17 protein-coding genes are annotated in these 19,332 nt (G+C 61.4%); 9 read left to right on the forward strand and 8 right to left on the reverse strand.

Translation table 11 applies throughout. The features are described from left to right. Positions 1-49: 49 nt before the first annotated feature. The 3 genes from rho to NE357_RS27805 all read right to left on the reverse strand — a co-directional run bounded on the left by rho (position 50) and on the right by NE357_RS27805 (position 2,716). Positions 50-1,309, reverse strand: a complete 1,260-nt coding sequence (gene rho, locus NE357_RS27795) for a transcription termination factor Rho (protein ID WP_007951825.1) — start codon at positions 1,307-1,309, stop codon at positions 50-52. A gap of 249 nt (positions 1,310-1,558) precedes the next feature. After that, positions 1,559-1,888: a thioredoxin TrxA gene (gene trxA, locus NE357_RS27800; protein ID WP_003206727.1), complete on the reverse strand. Its 330-nt coding sequence runs from the start codon at positions 1,886-1,888 to the stop codon at positions 1,559-1,561. 120 nt (positions 1,889-2,008) lie between these two features. Continuing rightward, positions 2,009-2,716: a FadR/GntR family transcriptional regulator gene (locus tag NE357_RS27805; protein ID WP_169432402.1), complete on the reverse strand. Its 708-nt coding sequence runs from the start codon at positions 2,714-2,716 to the stop codon at positions 2,009-2,011. 256 nt (positions 2,717-2,972) lie between these two features. Between NE357_RS27805 and NE357_RS27810 the strand changes: the two genes are divergently transcribed. The 5 genes from NE357_RS27810 (at position 2,973) to ppx (ending at position 7,438) form a co-directional block, all read left to right on the forward strand. Continuing rightward, a complete protein-coding gene (locus tag NE357_RS27810; RefSeq protein ID WP_169432403.1) occupies positions 2,973-3,758 on the forward strand; it encodes a transporter substrate-binding domain-containing protein in 786 nt (261 codons plus the stop codon). Between the two features lie 21 nt (positions 3,759-3,779). Further along, the gene (locus NE357_RS27815; protein WP_039765327.1) at positions 3,780-4,460 is read left to right on the forward strand and encodes an amino acid ABC transporter permease; all 681 of its coding nucleotides are present in this window, start codon (positions 3,780-3,782) and stop codon (positions 4,458-4,460) included. Further along, a complete protein-coding gene (locus tag NE357_RS27820; RefSeq protein WP_169432404.1) occupies positions 4,457-5,107 on the forward strand; it encodes an amino acid ABC transporter permease in 651 nt (216 codons plus the stop codon). Before NE357_RS27815 ends, NE357_RS27820 begins: the two co-directional genes overlap by 4 nt. Continuing rightward, a complete protein-coding gene (locus tag NE357_RS27825; RefSeq protein WP_169432405.1) occupies positions 5,094-5,831 on the forward strand; it encodes an amino acid ABC transporter ATP-binding protein in 738 nt (245 codons plus the stop codon). The genes NE357_RS27820 and NE357_RS27825 overlap by 14 nt, the downstream gene beginning before the upstream one ends. Positions 5,832-5,935: 104 nt before the next feature. Further along, positions 5,936-7,438, forward strand: coding sequence for an exopolyphosphatase (gene ppx, locus NE357_RS27830; protein WP_169432406.1), 1,503 nt, complete (start codon positions 5,936-5,938; stop codon positions 7,436-7,438). 67 nt (positions 7,439-7,505) lie between these two features. Here the strand turns inward: ppx and ppk1 are convergent, their stop codons facing one another. Next, a complete protein-coding gene (ppk1, locus tag NE357_RS27835) occupies positions 7,506-9,731 on the reverse strand; it encodes a polyphosphate kinase 1 (RefSeq protein ID WP_169432407.1) in 2,226 nt (741 codons plus the stop codon). Between the two features lie 18 nt (positions 9,732-9,749). Next, positions 9,750-10,763, reverse strand: a complete 1,014-nt coding sequence (hemB, locus tag NE357_RS27840) for a porphobilinogen synthase (RefSeq protein ID WP_007951836.1) — start codon at positions 10,761-10,763, stop codon at positions 9,750-9,752. A 208-nt stretch (positions 10,764-10,971) separates the two neighbouring features. Between hemB and NE357_RS27845 the strand changes: the two genes are divergently transcribed. Next, positions 10,972-11,619: a DedA family protein gene (locus NE357_RS27845; protein ID WP_169432408.1), complete on the forward strand. Its 648-nt coding sequence runs from the start codon at positions 10,972-10,974 to the stop codon at positions 11,617-11,619. Here the strand turns inward: NE357_RS27845 and NE357_RS27850 are convergent. After that, positions 11,600-12,835 (reverse strand): sterol desaturase family protein, encoded by a 1,236-nt coding sequence (locus NE357_RS27850; RefSeq protein WP_169432409.1) that lies wholly within the window; start codon positions 12,833-12,835, stop codon positions 11,600-11,602. The two genes, NE357_RS27845 and NE357_RS27850, sit on opposite strands and share 20 nt — an antisense overlap. Positions 12,836-12,951: 116 nt before the next feature. Here NE357_RS27850 and elbB point away from each other — a divergent pair, with 116 nt between their 5' ends. Continuing rightward, positions 12,952-13,620 carry an isoprenoid biosynthesis glyoxalase ElbB gene (elbB, locus tag NE357_RS27855; protein WP_169432410.1) on the forward strand — a complete coding sequence of 223 codons (669 nt, stop codon included), beginning with the start codon at positions 12,952-12,954 and terminating at the stop codon, positions 13,618-13,620. Positions 13,621-13,750: 130 nt separating this feature from the next. Here the strand turns inward: elbB and NE357_RS27860 are convergent, their stop codons facing one another. Beyond that, positions 13,751-14,206 (reverse strand): YaiI/YqxD family protein, encoded by a 456-nt coding sequence (locus tag NE357_RS27860; RefSeq protein WP_169432411.1) that lies wholly within the window; start codon positions 14,204-14,206, stop codon positions 13,751-13,753. Positions 14,207-14,243: 37 nt separating this feature from the next. Continuing rightward, entirely contained in the window at positions 14,244-16,142 is a 1,899-nt protein-coding gene (locus tag NE357_RS27865) for an FTR1 family protein (RefSeq protein ID WP_169432412.1), read from the reverse strand. 176 nt (positions 16,143-16,318) lie between these two features. On the opposite strand from NE357_RS27865, the gene NE357_RS27870 reads away from it, so the two are divergent. Further along, entirely contained in the window at positions 16,319-17,719 is a 1,401-nt protein-coding gene (locus tag NE357_RS27870; protein ID WP_169432413.1) for a COG3014 family protein, read from the forward strand. 206 nt (positions 17,720-17,925) lie between these two features. Further along, the gene (locus NE357_RS27875) at positions 17,926-19,320 is read left to right on the forward strand and encodes a COG3014 family protein (RefSeq protein ID WP_169432414.1); all 1,395 of its coding nucleotides are present in this window, start codon (positions 17,926-17,928) and stop codon (positions 19,318-19,320) included. Positions 19,321-19,332: the final 12 nt, after the last annotated feature.

Here is a 19,332-nt window from a genome sequence, read left to right on the forward strand (position 1 = left end):
AAAAATGGCGCCCCCTCAGGGACGCCATTTCTGGACTCGACCGACGATGTTACTTGCGCTTCATCGACAGGAAGAATTCGTCGTTGGTCTTGGTCGTTTTCAGCTTGTCGACCAGGAACTCGATGGCCGCCACTTCGTCCATCGGGTGCAGCAGCTTGCGCAGGATCCACATACGCTGCAGTTCGTCGTCGGCGGTCAGCAACTCTTCGCGACGAGTACCGGACTTGTTGATGTTGATGGCCGGGAACACACGCTTTTCGGCGATGCGACGGTCCAGTGGCAGCTCCATGTTGCCGGTGCCCTTGAACTCTTCGTAGATCACTTCATCCATCTTCGAACCGGTTTCAACCAGCGCGGTGGCGATGATGGTCAGCGAGCCGCCTTCTTCGATGTTACGCGCGGCACCGAAGAAACGCTTCGGCTTCTCCAGGGCATGGGCATCGACACCACCGGTCAGCACCTTGCCAGAGCTCGGGATCACGGTGTTGTAGGCACGGGCCAGACGGGTGATGGAGTCAAGCAGGATCACCACGTCCTTCTTGTGCTCGACCAGGCGCTTGGCCTTCTCGATCACCATTTCAGCAACCTGCACGTGACGGGTCGGCGGCTCGTCGAAGGTCGAGGCAACCACTTCGCCGCGCACGGTGCGCTGCATTTCGGTCACTTCTTCCGGACGTTCGTCGATCAACAGCACGATCAGGTGAACTTCAGGGTTGTTACGGGCGATGTTCGCTGCGATGTTCTGCAGCATGATCGTTTTACCGGCTTTCGGCGGTGCAACGATCAGACCACGCTGGCCTTTGCCGATCGGGGCGCACAGGTCGATGACTCGACCGGTCAGGTCTTCGGTGGAACCGTTGCCGGCTTCCATCTTCATGCGCACGTTCGGGAACAGCGGGGTCAGGTTCTCGAAGAGAATCTTGTTCTTCGCGTTTTCCGGACGATCGAAGTTGATCGTGTCGACCTTGAGCAGGGCGAAATACCGCTCGCCTTCCTTCGGAGGGCGGATCTTGCCAACGATGGTGTCACCGGTGCGCAAGTTGAAACGGCGGATCTGGCTCGGCGAGACGTAAATGTCGTCAGGACCGGCGAGGTAGGAAGCGTCAGCGGAGCGCAGGAAGCCGAAGCCGTCCTGGAGAATCTCCAGCACGCCATCACCGGAGATTTCCTCACCGCTTTTAGCGTGCTTTTTCAGCAGGGAGAAAATCACGTCCTGCTTGCGCGAACGGGCCATATTTTCTATGCCCATCTGTTCGGCCAATTCGAGCAGTTCGGTAATCGGCTTTTGCTTGAGTTCAGTCAGATTCATATAGGAATGACGTAATCATTTATGGAGGGGGGAAATTAAGCTTTTGGCTTAATGAGGCCGCGCCGCGGAGAAGGCGACAGGATCGCGTACTTGTTCGAAAAGGAGTGCGTCGGCGACGGCTAGCAGGGGGCAGTGGAGAAACCAGTGCGGGGCCGAATGTACCACCTGAGTTTCGGAGCGTCTAGCCCTGAATACGCAAAAAGCCCCGCAATTTGCGGGGCTTTTTGAGGACAATCTTTACCGCGACGCTTAGATGTTGGCGTCGAGGAAAGCAGCCAGTTGCGACTTCGACAGGGCGCCGACCTTGGTCGCTTCCACGTTGCCGTTCTTGAACAGCATCAGGGTAGGAATACCCCGTACGCCGTGCTTGGCAGGGGTTTCCTGGTTTTCGTCGATGTTCAGCTTGGCAACGGTCAGCTTGCCTTTGTAAGTCTCTGCAATCTCGTCCAGAACCGGAGCGATCATTTTGCAAGGGCCGCACCATTCAGCCCAGTAGTCGACCAGGACAGCGCCTTCGGCCTTGAGTACGTCGGCTTCGAAGCTAGCGTCGCTAACGTGTTTGATCAGATCGCTGCTCATGGAATTCTCCAGGTTGTAAGCAAAAAAACGTGGCCCATCATAGCCGCCCTTCCCTTGTTCAGGAAGCCGCAGATGATTGAGTCTTGCTATGGCACTCGATGAGTTTGGGTATAGCTCAAGTCACGCACCGGCGGGGGCGATGAAGGCGATTCCGGTGCGCAGGGCTGCGTTGCGCACATGCTCCTGCATGGCTTTCTGCGCGGCGGCGGAGGCCCGGCGGGCCAGGGCGCGGAGGATCTTGCGGTGTTCCTGCCAGGTTTCCATGGCCCGCTCGGCGCGGATGAACGGTAATTTCTGGCTTTCCAGAAAGATGTCGGCGCTGGCGGTGAGGATGCTCAGCATCGCCTGATTGCCGCTGGCCAGCAGAATCCGCCGGTGGAATTCGAAATCCAGTCTCGCCGCTGCCTCGAAGTCGCCGGCACGCAGCTGCTCGCGCATGGCGGCGACGTTGTCTTCCAGTTCGTCCAGATCAAACGTGCTCAGCGTCACCGCCGCCAGACCGGCCGCAAACCCTTCCAGCGCATAGCGCAACTGAAAGATTTCCAGCGGCGAAGCCTGGGCTGCAAACGGCCAGGCCGGTGCACCCTCACCGCGCGGCAACTCGACCGGCGCCTGCACGAAAACGCCCTTGCCCGGCTGGATGCTGACCACCCCCAGCGCGCTCAAGGACGACAACGCCTCACGCAACGACGCGCGACTGACGCCCAGCTGAACCGCCAGATCCCGTTGCGAAGGCAGCGCATCGCCGGGGCGGAAGCCCTGCTCGGTAATCAATTTGCGGATCGCTTGCAGCGCCACTTCGGGTACGGCGCGAGAGATCGAGTTCATGGTTTTCCAGACGGACCAGGCCAAGGTGCGGCCAGTTGTAATGCTATTCGAGGCATCAGGCAAGTCGTGCCCCAGCGGGGTTCGGCGGTGCACGCCGATGCGCTATCGCAGTGCGAAATCCAACCTGACTGTTCAGACCAGTAAGACCGAACAAACCCGCTAAACCCGTGGCTTTGCACAGCCGAAGCCCAGTCTTGGCACGGCCCGTGCTCTGTCTGATCGCAGAATTCACTTCCCGCCGATCCGGAGATTGTCCATGACGAAGCGTTACAGCGCCCTCCTCGCCGCCCTGTTTGCCGGTCTGATGCTGAGCCAGGCCCCCGCCCATGCCGACGGACTGGACGACGTGGTCAAACGCGGCACCTTGAAAGTCGCCGTGCCTCAGGACTTCCCGCCCTTCGGTTCGGTCGGCCCGGACATGAAGCCGCGCGGCCTGGATATCGACACCGCGAAACTGCTGGCCGACCAGCTCAAGGTCAAACTCGAACTGACCCCGGTCAACAGCACCAACCGCATCCCGTTCCTGACCACCGGCAAGGTCGACCTGGTGATTTCCAGCCTCGGCAAGAACCCCGAGCGCGAAAAGGTCATCGATTTCTCCCGCGCCTACGCGCCGTTCTACCTCGCCGTGTTCGGCCCGCCGGATGCAGCCGTCAGCACCCTGGACGATCTCAAGGGCAAGACCATCAGCGTCACCCGTGGCGCGATCGAGGACATCGAGCTGACCAAGGTTGCCCCCGAAGGCGTGACCATCAAGCGCTTCGAGGACAACAACTCGACCATCGCCGCCTACCTCGCAGGGCAAGTTGACCTGATCGCCAGCGGCAACGTGGTGATGGTCGCGATCAGTGAAAAGAGCCCGAAACGCGTGCCCGCGCTGAAAGTGAAGCTCAAGGATTCGCCGGTTTACGTCGGCGTGAACAAAAACGAGCCGGCGCTGCTGGCCAAGGTCAACGAGATCCTGACCACCGCCAAGGCTGACGGCGCGCTGGAAAAGAACGCGCAGACCTGGCTCAAAGAGCCGCTGCCGGCCGACCTCTGACCGGCGCCGCGGGAGACTTTCATGGCCTATCAGTTCGATTTCTTGCCGGTGGTGGAAAACACCGACCTGCTGCTGCGCGGGGCGTTGTTCACCCTTGAGCTGACGGCCATCGGCGCGCTGTTCGGGGTTGGCGTGGGCATCGTCGGGGCGCTGGTGCGGGCGTGGAACATCCGCCCGTTCTCGGCGATCTTCGGCGTGTATGTGGAGTTGATCCGCAACACGCCGTTCCTGGTGCAACTGTTCTTCATCTTTTTCGGCCTGCCGTCCCTCGGCGTGCAGATTTCCGAGTGGCAGGCGGCGGTGCTGGCGATGGTGATCAACCTTGGTGCGTACTCGACCGAGATCATCCGCGCCGGCATCCAGGCGATTCCGCGCGGGCAGCTGGAAGCAGCGGCGGCCTTGGCGATGAGTCGCTTCGAAGCGTTCCGCCATGTGGTGCTGCTGCCGGCGCTGGGCAAGGTCTGGCCGGCGCTGAGCAGCCAGATCATCATCGTGATGCTCGGTTCGGCGGTGTGTTCGCAGATCGCCACCGAAGAGTTGAGCTTCGCCGCCAACTTCATTCAGTCGCGCAACTTCCGCGCTTTTGAAACCTACGCCCTGACCACCCTCATTTATCTGTGCATGGCGCTGCTGATCCGTCAGTTGCTGAACTGGCTCGGCCGGCGCTACCTGTCGAAAAGCAGCGCAAGGAGCAGCCAATGAGCGACTTCACGCTCTGGGACATCCTGCGCAACCTGCTCACCGGCCTGCAATGGACGCTGGCGCTGTCGCTGGTGGCGTTCATCGGCGGCGGGATCGTCGGGTTGCTGATCCTGATCATGCGCATCTCGAAAAACCCGCTGCCCAGCAGCATCGCCCGCACCTGGATCGAACTGTTCCAGGGCACACCGCTGTTGATGCAGCTGTTTCTGGTGTTCTTCGGCGTGGCGCTGGCCGGGGTGGAAATTTCGCCGTGGATGGCAGCGGCGATTGCCCTGACGCTGTTCACCAGCGCTTATCTGGCGGAGATCTGGCGCGGCTGCGTCGAGGCGATTCCCCATGGTCAGTGGGAGGCGTCGTCGAGCCTGGCGCTGAATCCGCTGGAGCAACTGCGCTACGTGATCCTCCCGCAGGCGCTGCGCATTGCCGTAGCACCGACCGTGGGTTTCTCGGTGCAAGTGGTCAAAGGCACCGCTGTGACCTCGATCATCGGCTTCACCGAACTGACCAAGACCGGCGGCATGCTCGCCAACGCCACCTTCGAACCGTTCATGGTCTACGGCCTCGTCGCCCTGGGCTACTTCCTGCTCTGCTACCCCCTGTCCCTCAGTGCGCGCTACCTGGAAAGGAGACTGCATGCCTCTGCTTAGAATTTCCGCCCTGCATAAATATTACGGCGATCACCACGTGCTCAAAGGCATCGACCTGAGCGTCGAGGAAGGCCAGGTCGTGGCGATCATCGGCCGCAGCGGCTCGGGCAAATCCACCCTGCTGCGCACCCTCAACGGTCTGGAATCGATCAACGATGGCGTGATCGAAGTCGACGGCGAATACCTCGACGCCGCCCGCGCCGATTTGCGCAGCCTGCGGCAGAAAGTCGGGATGGTGTTCCAGCAGTTCAACCTGTTCCCGCACCTGACGGTGGGCGAAAACGTGATGCTCGCGCCGCAAGTGGTACAGAAAGTACCCAAGGCCAAAGCGCAAGAGCTGGCGCGGCAGATGCTGGAGCGCGTCGGCCTGGGCGAGAAATTCGATGCCTTCCCGGATCGTCTCTCGGGTGGCCAGCAACAGCGCGTGGCGATTGCCCGGGCGCTGGCGATGTCACCCAAGGTGCTGCTGTGTGACGAGATCACTTCGGCGCTGGATCCGGAACTGGTCAATGAAGTGCTCGGCGTGGTCCGCCAGCTCGCGAAGGAAGGCATGACGCTGATCATGGTCACCCACGAAATGCGCTTCGCCCGGGAGGTCGGGGACAAGCTGGTGTTCATGCACCAGGGCAAGGTGCACGAGGTCGGGGACCCGAAAGTGCTGTTTGCCGATCCGCAGACGCCGGAGCTGGCGAATTTCATCGGAACCGTGGAAGCCGCAGGCTGAAAGCTGGCCGTCAGTGCGCTAAATCAAGGGTTTGAGCCATGCGCGTTGGCGGCAGCGTTTGATCGTGGCACGATGTCGGGGTTATCGACCGAGACCCCCAGACCATGCCGCAATCCCAAGCCAAGAATCTGTCCCTGATCGCCGCGATCGACCTGGGCTCCAACAGCTTCCACATGGTCGTGGCCAAGGCCCAGAACGGCGAAATCCGTATTCTCGAACGTCTCGGGGAGAAGGTGCAGCTGGCCGCCGGCATCGACGATGAGCGCCATCTCAACGAAGAATCCATGCAGCGCGGGCTCGACTGCCTCAAGCGTTTTGCTCAACTGATCAACGGCATGCCGCTGGGCGCCGTGCGGATCGTCGGCACCAATGCCCTGCGCGAAGCCCGTAACCGCCTGGAGTTCATCCACCGCGCCGAAGAAATCCTCGGCCACCCGGTGGAAGTCATTTCCGGCCGTGAAGAGGCGCGTCTGATCTACCTCGGCGTGTCCCACACCCTCGCCGACACCCCGGGCAAACGCCTGGTCGCCGACATCGGCGGCGGCAGTACCGAATTCATCATCGGCCAGCGTTTCGAGCCGTTGCTGCGCGAAAGCCTGCAAATGGGCTGCGTGAGTTTCACCCAGCGCTATTTCAAGGACGGCAAGATCACCCCGGCCCGCTACGCCCAGGCGTACACGGCGGCGCGGCTGGAAATCATGAGCATCGAACACGCCCTGCACCGTCTGACCTGGGATGAAGCCATCGGCTCCTCGGGCACCATCCGCGCCATCGGCCTGGCGCTGAAGGCCGGCGGTCACGGTACCGGCGAAGTGAACGCCGAAGGTCTGGCGTGGCTCAAGCGTCGCCTGTTCAAGCTCGGCGATGTCGACAAGATCGATTTCGAAGGCATCAAGCCGGATCGCCGGGCGATCTTCCCGGCGGGCCTGGCGATTCTCGAAGCAATCTTCGACGCCCTCGAACTGCAACGCATGGACCACTGCGAAGGCGCGCTGCGTGAAGGCGTGCTCTACGACCTGCTCGGCCGCCATCATCACGAAGACGTGCGCGAACGCACCCTGACCTCGCTGATGGAGCGCTACCACGTCGACCTCGAACAGGCTGCACGGGTCGAGCGCAAAGCCCTGCACGCGTTCGATCAAGTGGCCGTGGACTGGGAACTGGAAGACGGCATCTGGCGCGAACTGCTGGGCTGGGCGGCGAAAGTGCACGAAGTCGGGCTCGACATCGCTCACTACCACTACCACAAGCACGGCGCCTACCTGATCGAACACTCGGACCTCGCCGGGTTCTCCCGCGAAGACCAGCAAATGCTCGCCCTGCTGGTGCGCGGCCACCGCCGCAACATCCCCAAGGACAAGTTCGCCGAGTTCGGCGACGAGGGCGACAAGCTGATCCGCCTGTGCGTACTGCTGCGTTTCGCCATCCTGTTCCACCATATCCGTGGCACCCAGGCAATGCCGCAAGTGGCGCTGCACGCCAACGGCAACAACCTCGACGTGGAATTCCCGGAAAACTGGCTGGATGAAAACCAGCTGACCCAGGCGGATTTCGCGCTTGAGGCGGAGTGGCTGACGCGGGTGGGGATTGTTCTGACCGTGCACTGAGTAACGGGCAGACACAAAAAAGGCGATCCCGGATGGATCGCCTTTTTTATGGCCTTGAAACCTGCGGTCAGCTGCTCACCGGCAGAATCGGGCTGCCCAATCGCTCCAGCAGAGTCGCCTGGGCACTGCGCGGGTTCTGGTTGCCGGTCGGCGTGTTGCGGATGTAGCGGCCGTCCGATTGCAGGCTCCAGCTGTGGGTGTTGTCGGTCAGGTACAGCTCCAGCTCTTTCTTGACCCGGGTCAGCAGCTTCTTGCCTTCCACCGGGAAGCAAGTCTCGACGCGCTTGTCGAGGTTGCGCTCCATCCAGTCGGCACTGGACAGGAACATCTGCTCTTCGCCGCCGTTGAGGAAGTAGAACACCCGGGTGTGTTCAAGGAAGCGGCCGATGATCGAGCGCACGTGAATGTTGTGCGAAACCCCGGCGATACCCGGACGCAGGCAGCACATGCCGCGCACCACCAGATCGATGCGCACGCCGGACTGGCTGGCCTTGTACAGCGCGCGGATGATCTTCGGATCGGTCAGCGAGTTGAACTTGGCGATGATGTGCGCCGGCTTGCCGTCGAGCGCGAACTGCGTCTCGCGGGTGATCATGTCGAGCATGCCCTTCTTGAGGGTGAACGGCGCATGCAGCAGTTTTTTCATGCGCAGCGTTTTGCCCATCCCGATCAACTGGCTGAACAGTTTGCCGACGTCTTCGCACAAGGCATCGTCGGAGGTCAGCAGGCTGTAGTCGGTGTACAGGCGGGCGTTGCCGGCGTGGTAGTTACCGGTGCCGAGGTGCGCGTAACGCACGATCTCGCCGGCTTCGCGGCGCAGGATCAGCATCATCTTGGCGTGGGTCTTGAAGCCGACCACGCCGTAGATCACCACCGCACCCGCCGCCTGCAGACGGCTGGCCAGTTGCAGGTTGGACTCTTCGTCGAAGCGCGCACGCAGCTCGATGACCGCCGTCACTTCCTTGCCGTTACGCGCGGCGTCCACCAGCGCATCGACGATTTCCGAGTTGGCGCCGGAGCGGTACAGCGTCTGGCGCACGGCCAGAACGTGTGGGTCTTTCGCGGCCTGGCGCAGCAGGTCGACCACCGGGGTGAAGGACTCGAACGGGTGCAGCAGCAGGATGTCCTGCTTGCTGATCACGCTGAAAATGTTCTCGCTGTTCTGCAGCAGTTTCGGGATCTGCGGGGTGAACGGCGTGTATTGCAGCTCCGGATGGCTGTCCAGACCAGTGATGCTGAACAGACGGGTCAGGTTGACCGGGCCGTTGACCTGATAAAGCTCGGTCTCGCTCAGGTTGAACTGCTTGAGCAGGTAGTCCGACAGGTGTTTCGGGCAAGTGTCGGCGACTTCCAGGCGTACGGCGTCACCGTAACGACGGGAGAACAGTTCGCCACGCAGGGCGCGGGCCAGGTCTTCGACGTCTTCGGAATCGAGCGCCAGGTCGGCGTTTCGGGTCAGGCGGAACTGGTAGCAGCCTTTTACCTTCATGCCCTGGAACAGGTCATCGGCGTGGGCGTGGATCATCGACGACAGGAACACATAGTTGTCGCCAGGTCCGCCGACTTCTTCCGGCACCTTGATGATCCGTGGCAGCAGACGGGGTGCCGGAATGATCGCCAGACCGGAATCGCGACCGAAGGCGTCGATGCCTTCGAGCTCGACGATAAAGTTCAGGCTCTTGTTCACCAGCAACGGGAACGGGTGCGTCGGGTCGAGGCCGATCGGGGTGATGATCGGCGCGATCTCGTCGCGGAAGTAGCGGCGCACCCAGGTTTTGATCTTGGTCGTCCAGTGGCGGCGACGGATGAAGCGCACCTGATGCTTTTCCAGCTCTGGCAGCAGAATGTCGTTGAGGATCGCGTACTGGCGGTCTACATGACCGTGCACCAGCTCGCTGATGCGGGCCAGGGCCTGATGCGGTTGCAGACCATCGGCGCCGGCCTGTTCACGGGCGAAGGTGATCTGCTTCTTGAGGCCGGCGACGCGGATTTCAAAGAATTCGTCGAGGTTGCTGGAGAAGATCAGCAGAAACTTCAGCCGCTCCAGCAACGGGTAGGACTCGTCCAGCGCCTGCTCCAGCACGCGGATGTTGAACTGCAGTTGCGACAATTCACGGTGGATGTACAGGCTGCTGTCATCCAGGCCGGGAATCGCGATCACCGGTGCCGCCGCGACGGGTTCAGTTGCCGGCGCGGGTGGCGCAGGCTCCAGTTCCGGCGGGGTTTCGGTAATCTGCTCGACCACGGGTTGAGCTTCTTTTACGGCAACTTCAGTGAGTCCTTCGGTATTCATCGAATGTTCCTGGGAGGGCTATTTCTGCTCTCGTAACAATTGAGCGGCGCGGACAGCAAAGTAAGTGAGGATGCCATCAGCGCCGGCACGTTTAAAGGCGGTCAGGGATTCGAGGATCACGCCTTCGCTCAACCAGCCATTCTGGATCGCCGCCATATGCATGGCGTATTCGCCGCTGACCTGATAGACGAAGGTCGGCACTTTGAAGGCATCTTTTACCCGGAACAAAATGTCCAGGTACGGCATGCCGGGTTTGACCATGACCATGTCCGCGCCTTCAGACAAGTCCGCGCCCACTTCGTGCAGCGCTTCGTCGCTGTTGGCCGGGTCCATCTGGTAGGAGGCCTTGTTCGCCTTGCCCAGGTTCGCGGCCGAACCCACGGCGTCACGGAACGGGCCGTAATAGGCACTGGCGTACTTGGCCGAGTAGGCCATGATCCGCACGTTGACGTGACCGGCCAGCTCCAGCGCTTCGCGGATCGCCTGGATGCGGCCGTCCATCATGTCCGACGGGGCAACCACCTGGGCGCCAGCGGCAGCATGGGACAACGCCTGTTTGACCAGTGCATCGACGGTGATGTCGTTCTGCACGTAGCCTTCTTCGTCAAGAATGCCGTCCTGACCGTGAGTGGTGAACGGGTCGAGGGCGACATCAGTGATCACGCCCAGCTCCGGGAATCGGTCACGCAGGGCGCGGGTGGCGCGCTGGGCGATACCTTCGGGATTCCAGGCTTCGGCGGCATCGAGGGATTTGAGTTCAGGTGGCGTGACCGGGAACAGCGCCAGTGCCGGAATCCCCAATTCGACCCATTTGGCGGCTTCTTCAAGCAGCAGGTCGATGGTCAGGCGCTCGACGCCCGGCATCGAGGCCACGGCTTCGCGGCGATTTTCACCGTCGAGCACGAACACCGGCAGGATCAGGTCATCGACCGTCAGGACATTCTCACGCACCAGCCGCCGGGAAAAATCATCACGACGATTGCGACGCAGGCGGGTGGCGGGGAACAGGCGGTTGGCTGGGGTAAAGCTCACGGCAGACTCCTGAGCCCGCGCAAACGGGCGAGCGTGACAGTTATAAGCGGCCATTATGACGGTCGTATTACAGTTATGTGCACCCCTGTGACACGTAGCCGCAATCCATTGTCGTTGTAGGAAATGTTAACGTCGAGACACATTTCGACACTTTCCTGAATGTGTCCGAAGGGTTAGGCTGCGCGTTCATTTCGCCAGCACCCAGACAATGCTCCAACAATTTCTGCATGACTTCGGCTATTTTGCCCTGTTTCTCGGGACGTTTTTCGAAGGCGAAACCATCCTGGTGCTCGCGGGCTTCCTCGCGTTCCGTGAATACATGGACATCAAACTGGTGGTGGTCGTGGCGTTCTTCGGCAGCTATGCCGGCGATCAGCTGTGGTACTTCCTGGGCCGCAAACACGGACGCAAGTTGCTGGCGCGCAAGCCGCGCTGGCAGATGATGGGCGACCGCGCGCTGGAACACATCCGCAAGCACCCGGACATCTGGGTCTTGAGTTTCCGCTTCGTGTACGGCCTGCGCACGGTGATGCCGGTGGCGATCGGCCTGTCGGGCTATCCGCCGGGACGCTATCTGCTGCTCAACGGTATCGGCGCCGCGATCTGGGCCACCGCCCTGGCCGCTGCCGCCTACCATTTCGGCGCCGTGCTCGAAGGCATGCTCGGCAGCATCAAGAAGTATGAATTGTGGGTACTGGGCGCGCTGCTGGTGCTCGGCCTGGGCCTGTGGCTGCGCCGCCGGTTCAAGAATGCCCGGCTGGCCAAGAAAGTCTATGAGGACGAGCAGTTGGCCAAGGCCGAACGGCACAAAGCCGAACAGGCCGAGGCCGCCGAGCCTAAGACGCCAGCCGAGTAAAGCGCCGGTGGCAGCAATACAGCCCGATGCCGCTGAGCAGGCTGTAACCGAACAGGCCGACCCACATCGGCGGGCCGGCCGGCCATAGCCCGACCTGCGGCGCCAGCCACACCAGCGGCAGGTTCGCCGCCAACCGCAGCAGCTCCAGTTTCAGCGCCCACGGGCGATTCTCCAGGGCCACGCCCAACACAAACAAACCGAACGCCACCGCGCCCCAGCCCAGCACCAATGCACTGGTGGGCAGACGGTGTTCCAGACTCATCAGATAACTGCCCAGCGCCACGTACACACTGAATTGCAGCGCCACATACCCCTGCTGTCGGGCGCCCAGCGGCACTTCGAATTTGCGGAACCGGCTCAGGTCCGGCTTGCTCATCGGGTATTTCTCCGCCACATCCGCCGGCCGCCATCCCGTGCGCATGAACCAGATCCGCCACTTGTCCCACTTGCGCCCGGCACGCCGCGCGTCGTCCCACAGCTGCGCGTAGAACTGCAGGTTGGCCCACAACGGATTCCAGCTCGCCAGCGGTGTGGTCACGCCGAAAATCACCGGTTCATCGTCGTCCTCTTCCTGGAACGAGCCAAACAGACGGTCCCAAATAATGAACACCCCGCCGTAGTTGCGATCCATGTAGAGAGCGTTCTGTGCATGGTGAGCCCGATGATTGGACGGCGTGACGAAGCACCATTCGAACCACCCGAGCTTGGGAATGTGCCGGGTATGAACCCAGAATTGATACAGCAGATTCAGCGCCGCAACGCTGACGAACACCAGCAGCGGCACCCCGAGCACGGCCATCGGCAGGTAAAAGATCCAGCCGAGCAGAAACCCGGTGCTGGTCTGGCGCAAGGCAGTGGAAAGGTTGTAGTCCTCGCTCTGGTGATGCACCGAATGCGCCGCCCAGAGGATGTTCCGTTCGTGCCCCATGCGGTGCAGCCAGTAGTAGCAGAAATCGTAGAGAACAAAGGCGAAGAACCACACCCAGACACTGTCCGCCGGCAGCCTGAGCAGCGCCAGATGCTCCAGGGCAAAGCCGTAGGTCACCAGCCCCACGCTCTTGGTCAGCAGGCCGGTGGTGGTCGACAGCACCCCGGTGCTGATGCTGTTCACCGCATCGGCCAGGCGATAGTTGCTCACCCCGCGCCAACGGTCGGCGATCAGCTCGGCCGCGATCAATACGAAGAAAAACGGCACCGCATACAGAATGAAGTTCATGACGCGCCCCGATCGAGATCCGTGTGCACAGATCCTAGGTGTAGCCGCGGCTAGACCCTATGGCAACGAACGACAAATTAGTGGACATTTAGCGCCATGAATCTGGAGAGAAACCCATGAGCAAAAAAGTTGCAGTGATCCTGTCCGGTTGCGGCGTATACGACGGCGCCGAGATCCACGAAAGCGTCATCACCCTGTTGCGCCTGGATCAGCGTGGCGCCCAGGTGCAGTGCTTCGCCCCGGACATCGCGCAATTGCATGTGATCAACCACCTCACCGGCAAAGAGATGCCCGAGTCGCGCAACGTGCTGGTGGAATCGGCGCGCATCGCCCGGGGCAACGTCAAGGATGTCCGTGAAGCCGATGTCGATGATTTCGATGCGCTGATCGTGCCCGGCGGTTTCGGCGCGGCGAAGAACCTGTCGAACTTCGCCGTCGACGGCGCTGGCTGCTGCGTCCAGCCTGACGTACTGGCATTGGCCGAAGCCTTTGCCGAAGCGGGTAAACCGGTGGGACTGATCTGCATTTCGCCGGCGCTGGCCGCCAAGATCTACGGCCCGGGTGTGACCTGCACCATTGGCAACGATGCCGACACCGCAGCAGCCATCGGCAAGATGGGCGCCACCCACGAAGACTGCGCGGTGACCGACATCATCGAAGACAAGGCACGCAAACTGGTGACCACACCGGCCTACATGCTGGCGCAGTCGATCAGTGAGGCGGCCTCCGGGATCAACAAGCTGGTGGATCGCGTGCTTGAGCTGACCCACGAAAACGACGCCTGATCTCTTGGTCGAACACACACCCAATGTGGGAGCGGGCTTGCTCGCGAAGACGTCAGGTCAGACAACTATTCGTTGAATGACACACCGCCTTCGCGAGCAAGCCCGCTCCCACAAGGGATTTGTGTAGTGTTCAGGTTGTGCGGGCGAGCCTGGTGAGGATCCGGTCCAGCGCATTGGCGAACGCCTGCTTCTCCCGATCGCCGAACGGCGCCGGGCCGCCGCTGACCTGGCCCTGTTCGCGCAGATCGGTAAACAGGTTGCGTGTCGCCAACCGCTCCCCCATGTTCTGCGCGTCGAACTCCTTGCCTCGCGGGTCCAGCGCTGCCACGCCCTTCTTCACCAGCCGGTCGGCCAGCGGAATGTCGCTGCAGATCACCAGCTCGCCCGGCACCGCGTACTCCACCAGATAATCATCCGCCGCATCCGGGCCGCTCGGCACCACGATCAGCTTGACGATTGCCAGCGCCGGTTTGCTCTGCGGCTGCCCAGCCACCAGCACCACTTCAAAGCGGCGCTTGAGGGCGAACTTGACCACCAGCTCCTTGGCCATCTTCGGGCAGGCGTCGGCATCGATCCATACGCGCATGTTTTCTACCTCGCAAATATGAGCGCAGCGAATGCCTTCAAGCAGCCGTCACCCTACGTTTTTCAGCCACCCGACTGCGACCGTACAGCACGATGATCGCCGCAATCGCGACGGCCTGCGCGGTCAACGAGTAGGCATCGGCATGGATCCCCAACCAGTCGAAATCGAAGAACGCCACCGGCCGGGTGCCGAAAATCCCGGCTTCCTGCAACGCCTTCACACCGTGACCGGCGAATACCACCGACAACGCACAGAGCAGCGCCGCGTTGATGCTGAAGAACAGCGTCAACGGCAATTTCGCTGAACCGCGCAGAATGATCCACGCCAGGCCGAACAGCAGCACCAGCGCCGTTGCGCCGCCCGCCAATACCGCGTTGTGTCCGGCAGGACCGGCCTGCAACCACAGGGTTTCGTAAAACAGGATCACTTCGAACAGCTCGCGATACACCGAGAAGAACGCCAGGACCGCGAAGCCAAACCGTCCGCCGCCACCGACCAGGCTCTGACTGATGTAATCCTGCCAGGCTGCCGCGTGCCGACGGTCATGCATCCAAACCCCGAGCCACAGCACCATGACACTGGCGAACAACGCCGTGGCGCCTTCCAGCAGTTCACGCTGGGAGCCGCTGACGTCGATCACATACGCCGCCAGCGCCCAGGTCCCCAGACCGGCCAGCAACGCCAGTCCCCAACCGACGTTGACACTGCGCACCGCCGATTGCTGGCCGGTGTTGCGCAGGAACGCGAGGATCGCTGCCAGTACCAGAATGGCTTCCAGGCCTTCACGCAGCAGAATCAGCAGACCGGAAATGTAGCTCAACGACCCACTCAAACCGTCGCTGCCGAGCAGACCGGCCGATTCCTTGAGCTTGGCCTTCGCCGCGTCGAGACGCTGCTCGGCCTGCTCCACCGACAAGCCGTCCTGCAGCGATTGCCGGTAGGCCATCAAGGATTTTTCGGTGTCCTTGCGCACGTTGGCGTCGACGTTATCCAGCGAGCTTTCGACCAGTTCGAAACCTTCCAGATACGCTGCAACGGACAAGTCATACGCCTGATCACGTTCGCCGGCACGATAAGCGGCCAGGCTCTTGTCCAAAGTCGCGGCGGTGTAGTCGAGCAACTGCGCCGGGCCACGCTTGACCTGCGGCGGTTGCGCCCGTTGAGCACGGAAGATCGCAGCCGCCTCAAGCCCCTCAGAGGCCTGCACTTCGGCCGGCGTCTGACGGGCGAGGTCGGCGATGTTGTAAGTCTTGTCGGTTTTGGCCGTGGCCGGATCGACACTGAACTGAGCGATATAGGTCGCCAGATCCCAGCGCTGACGATCGTCCAGTTGATCGGCGAAGGCCGGCATGTCGGTGCCTTCGACGCCCTGGCCGAGGGTGTTGTAGATCGCGTACAGGCTCAGGTGATCCAGGCGCGCCGCGTCACGCAGGTTGGCCGGCGCGGGCTCCATGCCGACACTCGCAGGGCCATCGCCGGCACCGTTGGTGCCGTGGCACACGGAGCAGTGCTGGGTATAGAGCGGCGCGCCACGGGTCGGATCCGGGGTGATGATCGGGGCCTGGCTGACTTCATAGGCCACCGCCAGTTTCGCCCCCAGTTGCCGGGCCTGACGGGCGACGTCCGCGCCGTCCTGCTTCGCGGTGATGGCGGCGAGCAGAGCGTCGATGCCCTGCTCCAGGCCGGCCTTCTCCGGTTTGGCCGGCATGCCGGCGATCAGCCCCTGCAAGGCGTGGGTGAACTCAAGCTGCTCGCGGTATTCGGCATCGTCGATGACCTTGCCCGCTTGTACCGTTGGCGGGTAATCGGCGCTGATGTAATCGAGCAGGTGCAGCGCTTGCGGCGCGCCTTCCACGGTATCGGCCAGCAGATTGAAGCTGCTCAGGGCAAACAACGGGAACACCAGCCAGGCCAGGAATCGGGACAAGGCAGTCATGAAAGGGTCTCAATTGGAAATGCGAAGTAACACATTGTTCACGTCGGGGGAGCCTGACTCAAGCTTTCTCGTTGGCCGCATCGGTATTACGCGCATTGTGCTGCAGCACATAGCCATCACTCGCCTCTATACTGCGTCGCCTCTCGCCCCTTTCGATTAAGGAAAATCTCGTGGTCATGCGCCATTGTCTGCTGTTTCCCTTGCTGTTAAGCGCGGTCCTGCAATTGAGCGGTTGCGGGGCCTACCGCAATTACGACCTGGAACTGGAACAGACAACCGATCAGTTGAAAGCGGGCAACACCGACGGTGCGCTGGCCCTGATCGAGGCGCATAACCCGGATGAAGAGAAAGACCTGCTTTATTACTTCGAGAAAGGCGCGGTACTCAGCGCTGCCGGCGAGTTGCCGCAAAGTCAGGTTGCCTGGCGCAGCGCCGAACAGATGGTGATTCAGCGCCAGGACGCCATTGAAACCAACGGCGACAAGCTGCTTTCCGCCCTGGGCAATCAATGGGGCAGCATCATCAACGACAAGATTCGTCGCTACGATGGTTACGACTATGAAAAGGTCATGCTGACCACGCAAATGGCCCTGAATCAGTTGGCCGTGAACGACTTCGACGGTGCTCGTGCGGACATCAAGAAGACCCACGAGCGCGAAACACTGATCGCCCGGCAACGAGAGCTCGAATACGAGCGTGTTGAAAACGCCGCCAAGGACCAGGGCGCCCGTGTGCATTACAAGGACCTGCAAGGTTACCCGGTCGTCATGCTGGATGCGCCTGCAGTCATCGCTCTGAAGAACGGCTATCAAAGTGCGTTCAGCCATTATTTGGCCGGCTTCACTTATGAAGCCCTGGGTGAAAAGGATCTGGCTGCACCGGGTTATCGTCAGGCCATAGAACTGCGCCCTGACATGCCGTTCTTCCAACAGGCATTGCGTGACCTCGACAGCCCCGGGCTCAAGGCCGGCGAAAGCGACGTGCTGATCATCGTGCAAAGCGGGCTGGCACCGGCTCGCAGCTCGGTGCGCGTGCCGTATCCGGTGAAGCTTGAGGACGGTCAGGTGATCGTCGCCAATGTATCGTTTCCGGTAATGGTGCCCGACACCTCCACCCAGCCTTTCAATCAGATAAGCCTCGACGGCCGCCAAAAGAAGCTGATCACGATCAACAACATCACCGACATGTCCCTGCGCACCCTGCGTGACGACATGCCCGGGATCATTCAGCGCACCACGTATCGAGCGTTCCTCGCCGCAGACGTCCAAGGCACCGACAATCGGCGCAACCCGGCGAAGGCGTCCTATGTAACCCATTACGATGGATTCGAGCACGCAGACACCCGCACCTGGCGCACCCTGCCCAACCTCACGCAAGTGCTGCGCCTGCGTCTGAAGAAAGGCGAACACTTGATCAGCCTGCCTACCGCACCCGGTGTCGCACCGCTGAAAATCCGCATCGATCAGGATCGCCAGTTCATCGGCCTGCGAGCCCTCGGCGACCGAATCTATGCCAATGGCAGTGCTTTCCAGGCGTCCGTTTCAGCGGAAAGCCGCGTGGTATCCGGCCTGAAATAAATAATGGCATCTAACTAATCGGTGCAATTAAAAAGCTATTACATAGCCAGCATCCGCCGCCTATAATGCCGCGCCCTCGTTATCGCGATGCGGCATTAAAGCTCCTCTGATTATGAGGAATTGGCAGGAGGCCAACGCCACTGCCGATCGGTCCCAGCAGCCCGACCCGCACCCGAGGCTGTCGTTACTCATGGAAGAAGTACCCCATGGCATTCCGCGCTCCCACTCTGATCGCGCTTGGCGCCGTCACCCTGCTGTCCGGCTGTTCGGCGTTTCGCAACTACGACTCCGAACTGGCCCAGACCAACCAGCAACTGGCCACCGGCAACGTTGACGCCGCCCTGACTCTGCTGGAAAAGAACAACACCGGCCCGGACAAGGACCTGCTCTATTACTTCGAGAAAGGCGAACTGCTGCGCGCCAAGGGCGATCTGTCCGGCAGCCAGAACGCCTGGACCAGCGCCGATCAGGTGGTGGGCAAGTGGGAAGACTCGGTCAAGCTCGACACCGACAAGTACCTGGCCCAGTTCGGCAGCTTCCTGGTCAATGACAAAGTCCGTCGCTACGAAGGCTACGACTACGAAAAAGTCATGCTGACCACGCAAATGGCCCTGAATCTGCTGGCGGTCAACGACTTCGACGGCGCCCGCACCGCGATCAAGAAGACTCACGAACGTGAAGCGGTGATCGCCGAACTGCGTGACAAGGAATACCTCAAGAGCGAAGAGGAAGCCGAGAAGCAAGGCATCAAGACCGAGTACAAGGACTTGCAGGGCTACCCGGTCGCCAGCCTCGACGCCCCGGAAGTGATCGGCCTGAAAAACAGCTATCAGAGTGCGTTCAGCCATTACCTGGCCGGTTTCGTCTACGAAGCCCTGGGCGAGAAAGACCTCGCCGCACCAGGCTATCGCAAGGCTGCCGAGCTGCGTCCGAAAACGCCGCTGCTGGAGCAGGCGCTGGTCAACCTCGACAAACCGGTCAAGAGCGATGACAGCGACATTCTGATCGTGGTGCAGAGCGGTCTGGCGCCGGCCCGTGACTCGATCCGCGTGCCGCTGCCGCTGCCAATCTCCAACAACGTGGTAATCACTCCGCTGTCGTTCCCGATCATCAAGCCTGACACCTCGACCGCGACGTTTGCGCAGATCGGCGTCGACGGCCGGCAACTGGACCTGACGGCCCTCAACAGCACCACCGCCATGTCCCGCCGCGCCCTGCGCGATGACATGCCGGGAATCATCCTGCGCACCACCGTGCGCGCGATCACCAAGGGCGTGGCGCAGAAGAAGATCAACGAAACCAACCCGCTGGCGGGTCTGGCAGTCGGTATCTCTTCAGCGGTGCTCGAAGGTGCCGATACCCGTACGTGGCGCACGTTGCCGGACACCACCCAAGTGGTGCGCCTGCGTCTGAAAAAAGGTGAACATCAGGTCACCCTGCCAAGTGCCGTGGGCGGTTCGGTGGTCAAGATCAACGTCGATCAGCGTTTTCAGGTGATCACCCTGCGCGCCGTGGGCAACCAGGTATTCGCCGCGGGCCTCGCCGCTCACGTGATCCCGAGTGCTGGCGCCACCGCCGTGGCCAGTCTCAAACAACCTTAAGAACGGAGTCTT

The sequence above is a fragment of the Pseudomonas sp. G7(2022) genome, assembly GCF_052660475.1.